This window comes from Aeromonas sp. 602396 (assembly GCF_049173735.1).
Taxonomy (GTDB): Bacteria; Pseudomonadota; Gammaproteobacteria; order Enterobacterales; family Aeromonadaceae; genus Aeromonas; species Aeromonas veronii_A.
Map to the genome: position 1 here is coordinate 232,881 of NZ_JAAKSD010000003.1, position 16,644 is coordinate 249,524.

Here is a 16,644-nt window from a genome sequence, read left to right on the forward strand (position 1 = left end):
CTACACAACCATCTGATGGGCATAAAACTGATGCAGAGCCGTCCTTGGCCATCAGTCTTGCCTATCAAGGTAAATCATGAATTAATTGAATCTCATTATTCAAAAAAAACACTCTTTCCTTTGTTACATTCATAAGGCATTTTTTAATTTCTATCAGTTGAGCAATAGAACTGTCTTCAAAAAAAGCTCCCCTCGCGTAACACTGAGCATCTCTGATGCTTAATCCAATATCTTTGGGATTGAACCAGTTGACTCCAGTATTTTTCTTTAGATTGCTTATCATAACCGCTAGATAACAATGTAGATTTTAAATTATTATATGTTTTGTTTAACTCAGCATCAGCTTGTTTTGATTTACTTTCATAACAAGCAGCAAGATTGGTAGATGGCGCAGAGATATCACAATTACGATCTGTGTTTGAAAATACACTCAATGATATAAAAAAAAGAGCAAAAGATAGTCTTTTCACAGTTATTCTCCAGTTAGATATTTAGCTCTGTTACGCCCAGGCTCATATTGGCTCAAGGTGGGATTATTCTTGATGTAATCGGCGTATTTTTGTCTCTAATGAAGAAATAAGAGGAGCCTTTCTCAAAGGCCCCTCTTTAATTTACACAAAGAAGTTAACTATTATTCACATCATCAACATATTGGTTGATGTACTCATTTAAATTTTTGACACTATCTAATTCACACTGAACCATTAACAACTCACCACGCTGACCACCAATGTTTGAATAAAGCATACATTTTTCATGGATAGCAAGCCGTTGTTTATCGTAAAAATTTTTCGAAAAGCCATAATCACTAGACTTTGAAGAAATGATGTTTTTTAAATTGCTTTCATATTTTGCCGTTTGCTTTTGAACACAGGAAACCATTTCCTGATGCATTCCCGACGAATTGTTACAATCACTACTAGCAACAGCGTATTGGTTAGCTAAAAAAACGCTCAAAAATAAAATAGAATGTTTTTCCATTTTTACACCACAAAAACTGTAAGTAACTCATAATCAGCAAGGCTGGAACTCAATTCACCCCTGCATTTAGTCAAGTTAAATTACATCACAGATAGATGCATTTACTCTGGTAAAAAACCATTTAAATAATCTATTCTGTCTACAGTCTTTTTGAGTTGACAGGTTAAGTATTCCACACCAAAACCCTCTCCTCCAGAGCCCATGCCTTGTGGATTTTCAAAATTACAACTAGAATCACGAAACTTAATCCAATCACGTTGAGCCAACTTCAAGTATTTTGTTCTAGGCTCACCGATTCCTTCATAATCATTCTGTAAATATGAAAAAAGATTTTGGTAAACCTTATTTAGCTCTGCATCTGATTTATTATACAAAGTTTCAACACACTTAAATCTAGCTGTTAAGTCAAGGTTTTCGCATTGTCTTGCATCAAACATTGCTATCGATGATGCAAAAAAATATCCTAGTATAATCATAAATAGTTACACCTTCTTTGATGTCTATCGAGTGGAACATTATAAGTTTCTTTCCACCTGTTACTTTTTATATTTTCTTTAAAAGCTGAAAACTCATCGTTATTTTTTATGCTCTCGACGAGATCGGGTATGAAAAATTCTCTAGTACTAGGACGATTATCCCCTCTAAAAGTGAGGTCAATGAGCAAATCCTTTATGTTTTGAGGAAGTGCAAGCCATGAAATCATTCTTTCCGGATCTAAATCAATACCATTTGGAGCAGCTCTTGTGCGAGTCCCCTTCGGATTTTCGATCGTTCTTTTAGCAATAGCTTCTAACTTTAGATAGATTTCATTGAACAAATAGTGCTGCTGCTTTCTCGTAAGGGTCTGTTCATTTCTGGGAACAACGTTATTTATTGCTATAGTATAATCATATGCAGCCTTCCGCTGAAGACCAACTGCACCAGTGAGCCAATGCAACATGGAACTTGATAGCGGTTTGCAATTATTAGAAATAGCCGTTGTTAACTTGTTCAGCTCGCCAATTGATATTTGGCCCAGATCAAGCCCCCTTCCATAAGTAACACCAGACGCACCAATCACAACCCCTCTATTATTTGGAACATGTGGATGTCTTGAAAAATACATACTCGTATCAACATCGTTCCCTTCAGCATCAAATGTGAGCTGTCCTTTGGGTACAGTGAGCCATTTTTCATCCATTTCATCATCAGAGATAGGCTCAGCCACCAACCCCATCATCCCTGCCGGATGAATAAACCAAGGTTTGGTATCACCCAATATCGCGCTGGCATCTTCCACCCACGCCATATTGCGGTGTACCTGCATCGCATACTCATAGAGCTTCGGCTGGTCAGCCAACTCCTGCTTGAGACGCGGCCAATCCCCCGGTTTTACCCATTCGCTTTTGTGCTTGATAAACAACATGCGCAACTTGCCCGCCAGCTCCTCATCGGCCAGCACGGCCTTGATGTCATTGCCGCTCAGGGTGCCATTATTGTCCCTGTCTGTCACCAGCTTGTCATAGAGGGTACTAAAAAATTTGCTCGCCTCTTTCTGCTGCGGATCTTCACTCTCGGTATCTGCCTTATCTAAAAAGCCATCTTCATCGCTGCTACCATCGACCAGCTTGACGCCCAGCTGGTGCCAGTCGTGCTGACTGATGACTTCGACATCACCGCCCTTCAATACGAACTCGCCAGGCAACTCCCCGTCCGCAGTAGTCCGCTCACGCACTTTCACAAAATTGTTGGCACCATGAGTAACAATATCAGACTCTTTCACCGCCAACGGTAAGACCAGCGGCCCAAAATTGGCAACCTCGTGAAAACCATGTTGGCTATCGCTGGTTAGACGATAGGTAGTGACCTCTTTCTTTACTAGCAGGTAGCCTTGGCCACCGGTGACCCGCGCCTTGTTATTGATGCAATCTTTAAGCGCCTGTTTGTCGCTCTCTGACACAAACACCTCAAAGTGCACGGCTTTGCTGTCGGCGTCTTTCTCGAAACCGCTGGCACTGGCAGTGGCTAGCTCATGCTCCCCCCAATGACCGATGATCTCTCCGGCCTGCACCGGTATCGGATTTGCGCTGCGGTTAACAACCGGCGCATCGTCTTTGAATTCGACCGGGGTACTCGGTTCAGCGGGCAGTCCGGCCCCCATCTTGCTTTTTGCCAGCCAGCCAACGGCACCTTTGCCAGCATTGGTCATCACCTGATTCGCACTGTCTTTGACTGTGCCGCTGCCCGTCTTGAACACCTGTACTTTACGAAACTCTGTCGTGCCGCCATTGAGGTTCACCATCTGTGGTGGCTCAGTGGATACCACCACCTCACTGCCAGCAGGCAGCCCCATGCTACCCACTGTGGTGTCAGCAGTTTTACGTAACCATGTATTACTCGGGACCTTGTGGCGGGCCGGTTTGCCTTCTGGTGGGGTCATCCACGTCGGCTTTTGCGGATATTCATGCTGTAACTGGCTCTGTGCGATATAGAACGGGCTGTTCGGTTCATCGACGTAGTGCACCAGAAAATAATTGTGGGCTTCATCCCTGTGGTTGAGCAGGTTGCTCGGGGTTTGCTGGAGCAACTTCACCTCAGCACCTGTTTTGGCATACACAGGACTACTGCCCGACAGTCGGCGTGTCAGCTTTAGGGGGTCTCCCTGCGCCACCGGTTCATAGGTGGAGACACCTGAGCCCTTGACGGTAACTCGCGCCGCCTCGGGACTGTTGTAGCTGTTCTCGCAGGCGATGTGCATGTAGAGGCTGTAGAACGTCAGGCGATTCTTGTTCTGCTCTCCGCCTTCGTAGCGATGACGAACCAGACAAAACGAAGGGGAGGTATGTAGCTCAATATCGTCTCCTGGCTTTCCTGCTTCGGGGCTGCGGGTTGCCTTGGCCGGTTTGGTCGCCAGTCGGTAGGCCACAATCTCCCCGTCAGCAATCGCGCGCACTGCTCCGCTCGGGTGCCAGCCTCCGCTTTTACTGAAATGGATACCACCGTGCCAAATGCGGTTACGGCCTATCGGGAAGGTACCGCTCTTGAGACCATTGATCTTCTTGATAAATTCATCGAGGGATGCAATCTCGCTGGAGCCATTTTCACCCGCCAGTTGCATGGGATAGACGATTTTCATCTTTATCATTCAATCCTAAGTTATTCGTCGAACATCAAGCAGAGGGCTGATAATCGCTATCGGGCTCCAGCGCCTTGAGCAACGCCTCCATCGCCTTCTCGGTGGCAATCGCCTTGACCAGTTCAACCAGTTCCGGAGCTTTGACCACCTCAACCCCTTTGGGAATAACGGGAGCCTGACCAGCCCAGCCAGAGCCAGCTCCCGGGCAGCCTCCGGCATTGAGTTTGATGGCGGGGCCGACCAGCTTGATGCCGCTCGGGTCAACTTTGACAAAGCTGCCACCCCCCTTGAGGGTGATCTCTGAGCCCGCCTCCAGCACCAACTTGTCACCCACCTTGATATGCACCTCTTCACCCGCTTCCACCAACAGGGATTGACCCAGTTTCTGGTGCAGGGAGGTATCCACCGTCAGCGAATAGTCCGCCTTGATCTGGTCACGCTTCTCACCTTCCACCGTCAGGTGGTCATTGGCCTTGATGCGGGTCACCCGATCAAAGTCGATGTCGGTGTGTTGGTCATGCTTGATGTGCCAGGCGGCATCGTTCTCTATCAGCACATTCAGGTCTTTCTGACCGTGGATATAAATCTCTTCCTGCCCCGCCTGGTCTTCAAAACGCAGCTCGTTGAAACCCTCGCCTTGATGGGTCTCGGTACGCAGCACGGTGCGGGTCTTGTTGGCGGGCAACTCATACGGCGGCCGGTTGGTGGCGTGGTAGGTACGGCCCGTCACGATAGGCTGGTCGGGGTCTCCTTCCAGAAACGAGACGATAACTTCGTGGCCGATGCGCGGAATCGCCATCATGCCGTACTGACCACCGGCCCAGCCTTGCGAGACTCGCACCCAGCAGGAGCTCTGGTCGTTGGAGCTGCCATATCTGTCCCACGGGAATTGCAGTTTCACCCGCCCGTGCTCGTCGCAGTAAATCTCCTCCCCGTCGGGGCCCACCACGATAGCGATTTGCGGGCCGTCCACCATCGGCTTGTAGGGTGCCTCGGGGCTGCCGATGCGGGCGCGCCAGGTGGTGCTCGCCTTCACTACGCCAAATTCGTTGTGGTAGACGGTGGGACCGCTGCCGCCCTCTTCTTCCAGCGCTTGGGGCTGCTCACCGGTGTGGCGAATATGGACGATTTGCCAGTCGGTGTTGAGGCTGCCGTTCGGATGTTCGGTCAATGAAAAGTGCTGCCCCGGCAACAGCGCTGCACTGTTGGATTTGCCACTGCACGCTACCGCGTCATTGCGCAGCGCATCAAGCCGGTGCTGGGCAAAGGCCTTGCCGCTGCCGTCCTGTTTGTAGCGGCCCGGGTAGTCAAAATGCTGGTAGGTATCGCGCTGATGGTCGAGCTCCGCGCCCTGCTTTTTGTGGGAGAGGCCATAGGCCGGGGTGTTGAAGCTGTAGTCTTTGAGCTCCACATCCGAGGGGCGCACCGCCTCGCGGTAGTGGAACTGGCGCACATAGGGCCCTTGTTCCAGCGAGCGGTTGCCGAGGTTGAAGAAAAGCTCGGGGCCAGCGGTCAGGGCGGCAGCATCGTCAGCAAAGACGATGCGGTGTTTGCCTTGCTCAAATTCGTGGAAGTAGAACAAGCCCTCTTCGGCAGCGAGGCGGTTCACGAAATCGAGGTCGGTCTCGCGATACTGCACGCAGTATTCCCGCTGGGCGTGCTCGTTCTTGAGCGCAAAGGCGTAGTCAGTAATGCCGTGTTCTTGCAGCAGGATACTGAGGATTTCATCGGGCTTTTGCGCCTGAAAGATGCGTGAGTTCTGGCGCAGCCCCAATCGCCACAGGGCAGGTTTGACTTGCAGCTGATAGCGGGTACGGCGAAAGCCGCTGTCCCCTTGGGCAAACTCGCTCACTACCCCGCAGACCCGACGCTGCAACTCGCCGTTGTACCACACCATCAGCTCGCTCGGCTGGTCCAGCACGGCGCCAAAGTCGACATCAGGCTGGCTACTTGCCACCTCCAGCTGCAGATTGAACGGCCGATTCAGCCCCTCATCCAGCTGGAAACTGGCCACCACGAAGGTGCTCTCGGGCAACTCCCCCACCTTGACGGTAAATTGCAATCCGGTTTGATTAGCCATGGCTTTCCCCTCTTGTCACGGCCAAGCTGTGCCTGAGCCCTTGCCAACTCTCGCGCCCATACACGCCCTCGCCGCGCAGCCACGCTACCGCCCTCTCAGGTGCCGCAAGGGCACCAAAGACAAGGGGGTTAACAGGTTACGAGCGGTTCGGGTCTGCATCACAGGACCCCCTTTAGTGCTTTGCCATCCCTCCGCGCTCACTCGCAGGGCATAAAACCCCAGCAGGGGGATGGCAAAACAGAAAAGCTCCAGCCAACCCGTTGGCCAGGCTGGAGAAAATGCACAGTACAAGAAGCCGGTTGAACAACCGGCTCAAAGACACATTACTACTTACAAGGAATACCAAAGTACCGAAGCAAGGCTTACGCCTCGATGGGGGCGCGCCAGTCGTCCGCACCGGAAGTACCGGCAACGGTGTGCTCCCAGTCAATCTTGCGGTAAGCCATGGAGACCTGGATAAGCTGGGTGAAGTCAGACTTCGCCGGGTCCTGGCAGTGGGGCATCTGGCAGTCGATGTCAACGATAGTGGCATCGGTCAGCACGGTAGAGAAGAAGTGCTCCTGCTTGCCCTCAACGGAGGTGCGATACCACTTCAGGGTCACTTTCGGCAGCATTTCGCCGGAAGCCAGCGCGTTGTACATCAGCGGCACGGCTTTGTTCAGGGCGACGGTGAACTTGAACGGCTTGTGGACACGCTGACCGGCAGGCTGACCGGATTGCGGGTCGGTCGGGACGGTGACAACGTGCTGGAACTCTTGTACCAGCATCTCGTCTTCGTGGCCTTGCACGAAGATGTTGCCGACTGAGTCAGAGGTGAAGGCTCCGGCGGTGATATTGCCCTGGGTTTTACCTTCGATGCTGATATAACATGGAGTTGGCATGTGTATGCTCCTAAATAAGTTGGTTAAACGAGATAGCACTCAACCAACCCTTTAGCAGCGACCATGCCACTTATTTTTATTCTTATTTTTCAATTAGTTAAATAAAAGACAATTCTCGCACGATTCCTTCATATGCAATAAATTGCGCAATATCATCAAACTCACTGGCAAAACTGTCATTTTAAGTGATTTTATCTGTGTGATGAGCAATTTTTTGCGTTATACAGCATCATGCACTGTCATCATCCACATTTTCAATCTGTGCCGTGTCAATGTTCAGTCTGACAATACCCTGCATCAGCGCCCATGATATCGCCTGATTTTTGCTGCTTGCCCCCAGCTTCTCCGCTATCCGTTCAAGATGGAAAGTGACGGTTCTGGGCTTGATCCCCAGGATCTGGGCAATATCACTCACTTGCTTGCCTTCGGCAGCCCACTGGCACACCTCCAGCTCCCGTAGGGTCAGTTCTTCCTGAGGAAGCTTCACGGCAAGACAAACACGGGCCACAGCCTCGAAGACATGCACCGCCAGCCAGCTTAAAAAGGGAGCAGCCGTCAGCCACTGATGCTCAGTTCGTGTAGTGCGTGTGATCAATGACAACAAGCCAACATGGCCATTCGGCCCGTGCCAGGGAATCGTGATCCCGTCGCGCAATCCCATCTCATGGGCCTGCAACATCACCTCAAGCCCCGCCATATCTTGTTGATCGCAACACTCGGTGATCAGGTTGGCCCAGAGGATAGGGGTACTCTGGCTCATCCCTTTGCGTACAACGGGATCTAACGTAAAGAAACGCTTTTTGTCATAGGTCTGTACCCATTCGGCAGGACAGCCGTTGAAAATCCTCACGTCAGGTCGCTGAATCGAACTGGGAAAGATGAATCCCAGCCGGAAGTGGTCAAAACCCATCTGCTGGCTAAGGGTACGCAGCAGGGCCACTATGGTCTGCTCGTCAGAGGCCTCATTGAAGCGGGTAATCAGCTCAAGAGCGTCGGCGGTGTCGAGGAAAAAGTTCGATGTCGAAGTCAAAAGCTAGGCACACCCGTTGTAAATAATTACCAAATGTCATTAACAATAAATCAAATAGCATAATATCTCGCCAACACAAAGAAAAAGGCGAAGCCAATGAATAACATGGTGTGAGCGGGTCACCTCACACCTGGCTACATGTATAAAAAATCCCCGCCTGTCAGGGCGGGGATCCGGTGCGGGCAACAGCCCGAGATCACTGCGTGTGTTGTCTTTTTAGAATACGTATTTGACCCGTGCACTCAGGTTGCGGCCCGGTTCGGTCATCATGCTGTTATCGGAGCCCTCGGCACGACCGGCGATGCGCTCGTAGCTGGTGTACTCCTTGTCAAACAGGTTGAAGACCCCGACGTTGAGCTGCAGGTCGGTCATCGGGTTGAACTGGGCGTACATATCCACCACACCCCAACCGGCGCTCTTCACGTAATCGTTGCCTTTGCTGTCTTTACGGACTTTGTCCATGTCGTCAGCAAAGCGCAGCGCGGTATTGAAGTTCCACTGGGACTGTTCCAGACGCACACCGACGGAGCCGTTGAGCGGGCTCAAGCTGTTGATGTAGTTGCCATCCCCATCCTTGCCTTCGATGTAGGCGAGGTTGCCCCAGACATTGACGATGTCGTTGAGCCAGTAATCCGCCTTGGCTTCGACCCCTTTGGTGGTCGCCTTGCTCAGGTTCTGGTACTGGTAGACGGCGGTGCGCCCCTCTTTGCCCACTTCCACCATCTCGATGAAGTCTTCGAACTTGTTGTAGAAGCTGGCTACTTCATAGCTGAAGCCGTTGCTGCTGCCACGCACGCCAAGATCGATGCCGTCGCTGCTCTCCGGATTGAGGTTCGGGTTGGGCTCGATGCGATAGCCGTAAGCCTGATGGTTCAGGGTGGAGAAGGCGCTGTCATACATGGGGGCCTTGAAGCCGTGGCTGTACTGGGCGAACAGGTTGGCCGCCTCGTGGGCCTTGAACACCAGACCCAGCTTGGGTGACAACTCCCCTTCCGAGAACTTGTGCAGCTTGTCGCCTGTGTAGGCCGGATCGTTGTCCGGAGTCATCCGGTAGTAGTCATAACGGGCACCTGGGGTCAGCACCCAGCGCTCGCCAAACTTGATCTCGTCAAAGGCCCACAGGGCGCTGCGCTCGCTGGTGGTAGCCGGGAAACTCAGCTCGTTGTAGCCGACAAAATCACCGGGGGTCGTCGGCCCCTTGTAACGGGTACGTTCGTTGTCGGTGTGCTCGTATTCAGCCCCCCAGGCCAGGCGGTGGTTGGCGACCGCCTTGTGGAACTGCAGCTGGGCGCCGATGTTCTTCTGATCGAACACGTTGTGATCCAGCGAGTTTTTGGTCACATAGGGGTTGCCGGGGCTGACCGGATACTTGGATGAGGCGTACTGATCCAGCGTCTGCTTGGTGCGGGCGAAGTAGACCTTGCTATCCATCCGATCAGCCCAGCCTTGATTCAGCGCGATGCCGTGATCCAGCACCACAGAGAGGTTGTCGGTCTGCTTGTCGGTGATGGGCTGATCAAAGACACGGGCAGTACCGGTACCGACCTTGTTGAGCTTGACCGCATCCGGCTCCTCGCCATCGGTCAGGTAGTCAACGGTCAGCTTGAGGAACTGCTCATCGGAGAGGTTCCACTTGCTCTTGAGCAGCAGGGCGTGGGTACCGATATCGAAGTCGTTTTTGGTGGAGTCGAAATTCTGGGTCACACCGCCATCGCGCCAGGTGTAGCGCAGCAGGTTCTCCACTTCACCAGTGCGCAAGGCGCCGGTAAAGCCCGCCATCTTCTGGTGGCTGCTGGAGGCGTAACCGCTGGTCACATCCAGATAACTATCCTTGCCCTTGAGGAAGTCGCTGGCATCCTTGGTGGTGATGGCAATCACGCCACCCAGCGCATCGGAGCCGTAGGCGGCAGACGCCGGCCCCTTTGCCACTTCTACCTGCTTGATCATGTCGGTATCGAAGTAGCTCTGGCCAACACCGCCCTTGCTGTAAGCATCGTTCTGGCGCACACCGTCGCGCACCACCTTGACCCGGTTTTCACCCATGCCGCGGATGATGAAGGTCTGCGCATCCCCCTGACCGCCGAGCACGGTCACACCGGATTCGTAGCGGAACAGGTCGGCGACGTTGGTGACGACCTGCTCTTCAATCTGCTTGGCGGTGATCACCGAGATGGGGCCGGAGACATCTTCCAGTTTTTGCTCCATCCGTGAGCCGCTGACGACCACGACTTCATCCGCCTTCTGGGTGGCAGCAAAGACCTGGGAGGAGAGACCGGCCGCCACGGCGAGGGCAACCAGAGAGAGTGCGTTATGATGGGTCACAGCGAATCCTTATTGAGAACTGTTATCAAACAGGCCGCATATTACCCGGCTCTCGACAAAGATCAACAAGAAACGAAATCATTCTCATTTGTTTTGAACCAAATTGGTTTTACACTGTCGCCCTGTGTTGCCCTTATTCTCTATTAGCCCCCGAGATGCACCGGCATCCGGGCATATCAGCCGTGAGATCCCATGATTAGACGACTTCCCCTGCTCGCCCTGCCGCTGCTACTGGCAGCCTGTGCCACCCCAACCCAGCCAAACGTGTCATCACAGTTGCAGACGCTCTATGACTACCGGCTAAGTAGCGAGGGAGATGCAGACCTGACGCTGGAGCAAGCAATCGCGCGCATTGCCGACGCCGACATCATTCTGGTGGGCGAGCTGCACAGCCATCCTGCCGTGCATCTGTTGCAATCGCGCCTGCTGAGCGGGCTCTACACCGCAGGTCAGCAGCACGGTCGGCCATTGGCCCTCTCCATGGAGCAGTTCAGCCGCGCCGATCAGAAGACGCTGGATGCCTATCTGGCGAATCAGATTGGTGAAGCGGCCTTGATCCGCGAAGGCAACGCCTGGCCCAACTATCCGAGCGACTACCGCCCGCTGGTAGAGTTTGCCAAGGCTCACCGGATGCCGGTGATCGCCGCCAACGCCCCCAAGCCGCTGGTGAGCTGTGTCGGTCAGGAGGGGGCTGAGTGGCTCGACAAACTGCCAGCCACACGTCGCAGCCAGCTGGCCCGCCAGCTGACGCTGGGGGATGACCCCTATCGCCAGAAATTTATGGCCTCCATGCACCACGGCGATGCCGACAGCAACGCCCGCCGCTTCGCCGCCCAGACCAGTTGGGACGACACCATGGCCGAGAGCATGGTGGATTATCTCGCCAAGCACCCGGGCCAGCAGATCATGCATATCGCCGGCAATTTCCACGTCGAGGGGGGGCTTGGGCTCGCCAGTCGCATCGCCAGCCGCAATCCTGCCCTCAAGGTGGCGCTGGTCGTGCCCCGTACAGATGAGACCTCTGTTGCAGATCCCGCAGCCGATGTGCAGGTAACCATCATGCCGCTGCCTAAGCGCTGGCAAAACAGTGACGAGATGAAGCAAGATATGGGCGCGCTGCATCAATCCCGCAGTCGTGACTGCAGCCAGTGGCTGCAACCCTAATCTTCCAGGAAACGGCGGGTAAAATATGGATGTGTTACTGATCATCGATGTGCAGCAAGGCTTGTTCAACGAGCCCCGTTACCGCCAGGAGCAGATGCTGGCCAATATCAATCGGGCTGCGGCCCATGTCAGACAGCAACAGGGACGGGTCATCTATATCCAGCATGACTCGCCCCCCGGTACCGAACTGGAACCGGGCACCCCGGGTTGGCAGTTGCACAGTGCGCTGCAACCGGCCAAGGGAGAGAGCCGGGTGCGCAAGACAGCCTGTGACAGCTTTCTCGATACCGAGCTTGCCTTCCTGCTGGCCGAGCAGCCAGTCGATCGACTGATCCTCTGTGGCTGCGCCACCGATTTTTGCGTCGATACCACGGTGCGCAGTGCCGCCTCCCATGGGTACGAGGTGCTGGTGTTGAGCGATGGTCACACCACCGCCGATCGCCCCCACCTGAGCGCGGCCCAGATCACCGAGCACCATCACTGGATGTGGCGCCACCTCAGCCTGCCGGAGGGGCGCAATGTCACCCTACTCACCACCGACGAGCTGCTGGCAGTAACACCCGCCCTGCAGCCATGCTAATCTGCGAGCCTCGCCTCGTTTCTCACTGGAGTCTGTCGTGCGCCTGTTGTCTGCCACCCTGTTGTTGATTGTTCCCCTGCTGTCGGCCTGCTCCAGCTTGCCCGGACAGAAGTATGACGGGCCGGAACCTCTGTTTCTGACCCACATAAACGAGGAGGGGAGCAAGCGCTTCACCTTTGAAGCCGCGCCCAACGACACCTTGCCGCGCGGCCTCTCGGCGGCCCAGAGTCAACGGTTGCTGGAACAGAGGGAGGCGTTGCAGGAGAATCTGCTGACCGATACCCTGGCGACCAAGCAGTATTGCCGCCAGGGCTACATAGTGCTGAGCCAGACCTCCTGGAAGGTGCGGGGGGAGTGCAACGAAACGGCCACCGACGCCGATCGTCGCGCTTTTCCCAACAAGGCCAGCTGGCAGGATTGAACTGGCGGATAAGATAACGCAATAAAAACGGGCAGCCCAGTGGCTGCCCGTTTTGTTATAACGGCTGTCGTGGTCGACAGGGATTATCAGACCGGCGCATCGGCCGGGCTGGTGAGCTCGGCACCGTTGTCGATGCGCTTGTGCCCTTCCACCAGATGGACGAAATCCACCAGCTCGTCACCGGAGACCGCGAACGCCTGGCCGAAGCCCTTGACGAACAGCCCCTGCTCCGGCTTGAGGCGGAACAGTTTGAAATCCTTGAGGTTGGAGAGACCCTTGATGATCTCGCCAAAACGCCCCTCCAGTGCTGCGACCGCCTTGCTCCAGCGAGCGTCGTCACGGGCCACCACTTCGGCTACCGCATCGAAGGTCAAGCGCTTGCGGGCAAACAGCTCGCGGGCACCGCTCTCATCCTCGATCAGCATCAGGGATACTCGCGGCACCTGTTGCAGGTTGCGGGCGTGGCGAGCGATCTCGGAGATCAGCACATAGTAGCCATCTTCCTGCAGCACAAACGGGGCATAGCTGGCGTTGGGATTGCCTTCGCCATCGACGGTGGCGAGCTGCAGGGTACGGCAGCTGTCGCGAAACTCGCGGATCTCCGGTTGCAGGCGGTTCTGCAGACGCTCCTGACGTTCACTCATGCTTTGACTTCCTCTTGAGAGTTGTGGCGCAGCGCCATGAAACGGGTAACCTGATCGGCCAGCAGCTGGCGTTTCTCGTCGCGACCCAGATAGACCTTGAAAATGCAGCGGCCGGAGTGACCGAAGAACTGGAAGGAGTGCCCCTCCTTGCCCATGAACAGCTTGCTGACCAGCGCAATCCCCGCCACGTTGTCGAGCTTGAGGTGACCATGCAGCTCACCGTCGCGGCCCATCAGGTTGTAGTAGCCGCGTGCGTCCTTGCCTTTCGGGAAGGGGGCTTTTACCTCGAAGATGGAGCCTTCAGATTCGACGATGGTGGTCACCGGGCCCCAGTCGGCCAGATCTTCCAGCAGACCTTGTGCGCGATCGGCGGACAGCAGGGTCACCAGCTCGGCGGGCAGATGGCGAACCACCTCCCATTCGCTGATGGCAAGCTGGGCCGCCAGGGTGGACGGATGAGCGCCGGGATCCTGCTCCAGCAGCGCGTGAATGCGTTGTGCAATGCTCATGTTTTCTCCCTCTGCGGGACCAGGTCGTCCCGCTGTTTATCATGGCGGCTACTCTAATAAAGCACCGGAATCAATGCAATTGATAATTGCTATCATTATCAGTGCATTTTTTCCAAAGCCTTGATATTCTCGGCGGCACACCCGTTTCATTCACCCCTTCGGAGGTTAGCATGGGCCGTCGTCTTGCCCTCGCCATCACCCTGCTCTGCAGTTCACTATCCCCCTTCTCTGCCGTTGCCGCCGACGGACAGAAAGAGCGTATCGTCAGTATCGGCCCGGCCACCACAGAACTCATTCTGGCCCTTGGCGGTGAATCGAGCCTGATCGCCACCGATGTCAGCAGCCCCTTGCCAAAAGGGTTGCCCAAGGTGGGTTATCACCGGGCGCTGGCCGCCGAAGGGATCCTGAGCCTCTCCCCCACCCGACTGGTGGGCAGTGACGAGATGGGGCCGGCCCCGACCCTGGATCAGCTGCGCCGTGCCGGGGTCAAGGTGGAGGTGCTGGATACCGCGCCGACCCTCGCCAACCTCAACCAGCGTATCGACACCCTCGCCAGCCTGCTGGGCGACAAAGCCGCTGGCGATCGCCTGAAGGCAGAGATCCAGGCTCAGACCGATCAGCTGGCGGCGCAAGCCAAACAGAACAAACCGCTCAAGGTCGCCTTCCTGCTGCTGCACAAGGGGCAACCCACCAGCATCGCCGGGGGGGACACCACCGCCAGCGCGCTGATTTCGCTGGCAGGTGGCATCAATCCGGTCGCCGATTTGCGCAACTACAAGCCGGTATCCGCCGAATCCCTCATCGAGATGCAGCCCGATCTGGTGCTGGTCAGCGGTCGTGACTGGCAGCAGTATGCCGATCCGGCCAAGGTGCTGGCAGAAGTACCCGCCCTGGCCGCTACCCCGGCTGGCAAGCGTAACGCCATTCACGCCATCGACGGCCACGCCCTTCAAGGGGGCCTGAGCCTCAACTCCCTGCAACAGGCGAACCAGATCGCCCAGTGGATCAAGCAGGGGTCATGATGCGGTTACCCCTCTCCTGGCTGCTGGCCTTTACCACGGCCGCACTGGCACTGTTGCTGCTCGGTTCGCTGGCAACCGGCCCCATGACCCTCACCCTGGGCGAGAGTCTGCGGGCGCTGTTTGCCGGGCAGGAGAGCGGGATTGAGTCACACAAGCTGCTGATCGTGCAGGAAATTCGCCTGCCGAGAACCCTGCTCTGCATCGCAGTGGGGGGGATCCTCGGGCTCTGTGGCGCCGTGATGCAGGGGCTGTTTCGCAACCCCCTGGCTGACCCCGGCATCATAGGTGTCTCCGGCGGTGCGGCGCTTGGGGCTGCACTCGCCATCGTGCTGCTGGCCCCCCTCGGCCAGCAGCTGCAAGCCACCATCGGGGTTGGTCTGCTGCCGCTGCTCGCCTTTCTCGGCGGCGCGCTCACCACCACCCTGGTCTATCTGCTCGGCACCCGTGAGGGGGGCACCTCGGTCACCGTCATGCTACTGGCCGGGGTCGCCATCACGGCGCTCTCCGGCGCGGTGATCGGCCTGCTCACCTATCTGGCGGACGATCAGATGCTGCGCAACCTGAGCCTGTGGCAGATGGGAACGCTGGCGGCAGGCAAACCGGCCGATGTGGCGCTAGCCCTGCTCACTCTGGTGGCCCTGCTGTGGCTCTTTATGCGCGATGCCAATCCCCTCAACGCCCTGCTGCTGGGTGAAGGGGAGGCCCGTCATCTGGGGGTCAATGTGCAATCCCTCAAACGTCGCCTGATCCTGCTCACCGCAGCGGGCGTCGGCGTGGCGGTGGCGGTAGCGGGGATGATCGGCTTCGTCGGGCTGGTTGTGCCCCATCTGGTGCGCCTGCTGGCGGGTCCCAACCATGTCAGGTTGCTGCCACTCTCGGCCCTGCTGGGCGCAGCCCTGCTGCTGGCAGCCGATATGCTGGCACGCACCCTGCTGGCCCCGGCCGAGCTGCCGGTGGGCATCATCACCGCCCTGCTCGGCGCCCCCTTCTTCATCTGGCTGTTGGTAAAAGGCCGCCGCGCCCTGTGATACGGACTGTTATGCAACCACTCTCATCCTCACTCTCCGCCCCCCTGTTGAGCTGCAGCCGACTCAGCCTGCGCCGTGGCCAGCACCAGATCCTGGATGGGCTCGATCTTAGTCTCGAGAGCGGCACCCTCACCGCGCTGCTGGGCCCCAACGGGGCGGGCAAGAGCTCGCTGCTCAAGTGCCTGACCGGCGAGCTGGAATATGAGGGTTCCATCACTCTGTTTGGCGCGGATCGCCGGCAGTGGGACAGCAGCCAGCTGGCCCACCGGCTCGGGGTATTGCCGCAAAGCTCCTCCCTCAACTTCCCCTTTCTCTGCGAGGAAGTGGTTGCCATGGGGCGCCTGCCCCACAGTGAACCGGCGGCGCGGCGTGACGAAATTGTGGCAGCGGCCATGACCCATGCCGGGGTCGAGCATCTGGCCAAACGGCTCTATCCCGGGCTCTCCGGCGGCGAGCGGCAGCGGGTGCAGTTTGCCCGGGTGCTGGCGCAGATCTGGCAAGCTCCCTCCCCGACCGAGCAAGCCGAGCAACCCCGCCTGCTGCTGCTCGACGAACCCACCTCGGCGCTGGACCTGAAATACCAGCATCAGCTGCTCACCATGGCGCGCGCCCTGGCCAGCCGCAATACTGCGGTGCTGGTGGTGCTGCACGACCTCAATCTGGCGGCGCGCTATGCCGATCGGCTGGTGATGCTGGAACGGGGCAAGCTGATGGCCGATGGCACACCTGCCGAGGTGCTCACCCCTGAGCTGATCGCCCGTCTCTATGACTATCCGGCACAGGTGATCCACCACCCCGAGAGCGGCCTGCCGATGGTGGTGTGACAAATTCAGAGTGCGGTAACGGCAGGAAATGCGCCATTCATCC

The 16,644-nt window shown here is 56.2% G+C and carries 16 protein-coding genes; 6 read left to right on the forward strand and 10 right to left on the reverse strand.

The genetic code is table 11. The features are described from left to right. Positions 1-176: 176 nt before the first annotated feature. From G5229_RS06590 to G5229_RS06625, 8 genes are all read right to left on the reverse strand, one after another. The gene (locus G5229_RS06590) at positions 177-470 is read right to left on the reverse strand and encodes a lysozyme inhibitor LprI family protein (RefSeq protein ID WP_223951286.1); all 294 of its coding nucleotides are present in this window, start codon (positions 468-470) and stop codon (positions 177-179) included. A 154-nt stretch (positions 471-624) separates the two neighbouring features. Next, a complete protein-coding gene (locus G5229_RS06595) occupies positions 625-981 on the reverse strand; it encodes a hypothetical protein (RefSeq protein WP_421208832.1) in 357 nt (118 codons plus the stop codon). 101 nt (positions 982-1,082) lie between these two features. Beyond that, positions 1,083-1,457, reverse strand: a complete 375-nt coding sequence (locus G5229_RS06600) for a lysozyme inhibitor LprI family protein (protein ID WP_421208833.1) — start codon at positions 1,455-1,457, stop codon at positions 1,083-1,085. Beyond that, the gene (locus G5229_RS06605; protein ID WP_421208834.1) at positions 1,454-4,096 is read right to left on the reverse strand and encodes a pesticin C-terminus-like muramidase; all 2,643 of its coding nucleotides are present in this window, start codon (positions 4,094-4,096) and stop codon (positions 1,454-1,456) included. The genes G5229_RS06600 and G5229_RS06605 overlap by 4 nt, the downstream gene beginning before the upstream one ends. Positions 4,097-4,130: 34 nt before the next feature. Continuing rightward, positions 4,131-6,176, reverse strand: coding sequence for a type VI secretion system tip protein TssI/VgrG (tssI, locus tag G5229_RS06610; protein WP_421208835.1), 2,046 nt, complete (start codon positions 6,174-6,176; stop codon positions 4,131-4,133). A 362-nt stretch (positions 6,177-6,538) separates the two neighbouring features. After that, on the reverse strand, positions 6,539-7,057 hold the full coding sequence (gene hcp1, locus G5229_RS06615) for a type VI secretion system effector Hcp1 (protein ID WP_010634242.1): 519 nt from the start codon (positions 7,055-7,057) through the stop codon (positions 6,539-6,541). 229 nt (positions 7,058-7,286) lie between these two features. Then, on the reverse strand, positions 7,287-7,997 hold the full coding sequence (locus G5229_RS06620; protein WP_421208836.1) for a LuxR family transcriptional regulator: 711 nt from the start codon (positions 7,995-7,997) through the stop codon (positions 7,287-7,289). A gap of 306 nt (positions 7,998-8,303) precedes the next feature. Continuing rightward, positions 8,304-10,409, reverse strand: a complete 2,106-nt coding sequence (locus G5229_RS06625) for a TonB-dependent hemoglobin/transferrin/lactoferrin family receptor (protein WP_421208837.1) — start codon at positions 10,407-10,409, stop codon at positions 8,304-8,306. Between the two features lie 192 nt (positions 10,410-10,601). On the opposite strand from G5229_RS06625, the gene G5229_RS06630 reads away from it, so the two are divergent. Genes G5229_RS06630 through G5229_RS06640 form a run of 3 tightly spaced genes read left to right on the forward strand, consistent with a single transcriptional unit; the run spans position 10,602 to position 12,574 of the window. Further along, the gene (locus G5229_RS06630; RefSeq protein WP_268012484.1) at positions 10,602-11,573 is read left to right on the forward strand and encodes a ChaN family lipoprotein; all 972 of its coding nucleotides are present in this window, start codon (positions 10,602-10,604) and stop codon (positions 11,571-11,573) included. A gap of 25 nt (positions 11,574-11,598) precedes the next feature. After that, entirely contained in the window at positions 11,599-12,153 is a 555-nt protein-coding gene (locus G5229_RS06635; protein WP_421208838.1) for a cysteine hydrolase family protein, read from the forward strand. A gap of 37 nt (positions 12,154-12,190) precedes the next feature. Further along, positions 12,191-12,574 (forward strand): hypothetical protein, encoded by a 384-nt coding sequence (locus G5229_RS06640; protein WP_421208839.1) that lies wholly within the window; start codon positions 12,191-12,193, stop codon positions 12,572-12,574. 86 nt (positions 12,575-12,660) lie between these two features. Here G5229_RS06640 and hutZ read toward each other — a convergent pair whose 3' ends face one another. Continuing rightward, positions 12,661-13,218, reverse strand: a complete 558-nt coding sequence (hutZ, locus tag G5229_RS06645; RefSeq protein ID WP_005335257.1) for a heme utilization protein HutZ — start codon at positions 13,216-13,218, stop codon at positions 12,661-12,663. After that, entirely contained in the window at positions 13,215-13,727 is a 513-nt protein-coding gene (gene hutX, locus G5229_RS06650) for a heme utilization cystosolic carrier protein HutX (RefSeq protein ID WP_040066748.1), read from the reverse strand. Before hutX ends, hutZ begins: the two co-directional genes overlap by 4 nt. A 170-nt stretch (positions 13,728-13,897) precedes the next feature. Between hutX and G5229_RS06655 the strand changes: the two genes are divergently transcribed. Genes G5229_RS06655 through G5229_RS06665 form a run of 3 tightly spaced genes read left to right on the forward strand, consistent with a single transcriptional unit; the run spans position 13,898 to position 16,601 of the window. Further along, positions 13,898-14,749 carry a heme/hemin ABC transporter substrate-binding protein gene (locus G5229_RS06655; protein WP_227342041.1) on the forward strand — a complete coding sequence of 284 codons (852 nt, stop codon included), beginning with the start codon at positions 13,898-13,900 and terminating at the stop codon, positions 14,747-14,749. After that, the gene (locus tag G5229_RS06660) at positions 14,746-15,777 is read left to right on the forward strand and encodes a FecCD family ABC transporter permease (protein ID WP_166740553.1); all 1,032 of its coding nucleotides are present in this window, start codon (positions 14,746-14,748) and stop codon (positions 15,775-15,777) included. The genes G5229_RS06655 and G5229_RS06660 overlap by 4 nt, the downstream gene beginning before the upstream one ends. An 11-nt stretch (positions 15,778-15,788) precedes the next feature. After that, positions 15,789-16,601 carry a heme ABC transporter ATP-binding protein gene (locus G5229_RS06665; protein ID WP_421208840.1) on the forward strand — a complete coding sequence of 271 codons (813 nt, stop codon included), beginning with the start codon at positions 15,789-15,791 and terminating at the stop codon, positions 16,599-16,601. Positions 16,602-16,644 lie beyond the last annotated feature (43 nt).

What these genes read in the sequence shown, in the direction of transcription:
- G5229_RS06595 (WP_421208832.1), bottom strand. Translation starts at nt 981, where the DNA reads ATGGAAAAACATTCTATTTTATTTTTGAGCGTTTTTTTAGCTAACCAA.
- G5229_RS06600 (WP_421208833.1), bottom strand. Translation starts at nt 1,457, where the DNA reads ATGATTATACTAGGATATTTTTTTGCATCATCGATAGCAATGTTTGAT.
- G5229_RS06605 (WP_421208834.1), bottom strand. Translation starts at nt 4,096, where the DNA reads ATGAAAATCGTCTATCCCATGCAACTGGCGGGTGAAAATGGCTCCAGC.
- tssI (WP_421208835.1), bottom strand. Translation starts at nt 6,176, where the DNA reads ATGGCTAATCAAACCGGATTGCAATTTACCGTCAAGGTGGGGGAGTTG.
- hcp1 (WP_010634242.1), bottom strand. Translation starts at nt 7,057, where the DNA reads ATGCCAACTCCATGTTATATCAGCATCGAAGGTAAAACCCAGGGCAAT.
- G5229_RS06630 (WP_268012484.1), top strand. Translation starts at nt 10,602, where the DNA reads ATGATTAGACGACTTCCCCTGCTCGCCCTGCCGCTGCTACTGGCAGCC.
- G5229_RS06635 (WP_421208838.1), top strand. Translation starts at nt 11,599, where the DNA reads ATGGATGTGTTACTGATCATCGATGTGCAGCAAGGCTTGTTCAACGAG.
- hutZ (WP_005335257.1), bottom strand. Translation starts at nt 13,218, where the DNA reads ATGAGTGAACGTCAGGAGCGTCTGCAGAACCGCCTGCAACCGGAGATC.
- hutX (WP_040066748.1), bottom strand. Translation starts at nt 13,727, where the DNA reads ATGAGCATTGCACAACGCATTCACGCGCTGCTGGAGCAGGATCCCGGC.
- G5229_RS06655 (WP_227342041.1), top strand. Translation starts at nt 13,898, where the DNA reads ATGGGCCGTCGTCTTGCCCTCGCCATCACCCTGCTCTGCAGTTCACTA.
- G5229_RS06660 (WP_166740553.1), top strand. Translation starts at nt 14,746, where the DNA reads ATGATGCGGTTACCCCTCTCCTGGCTGCTGGCCTTTACCACGGCCGCA.
- G5229_RS06665 (WP_421208840.1), top strand. Translation starts at nt 15,789, where the DNA reads ATGCAACCACTCTCATCCTCACTCTCCGCCCCCCTGTTGAGCTGCAGC.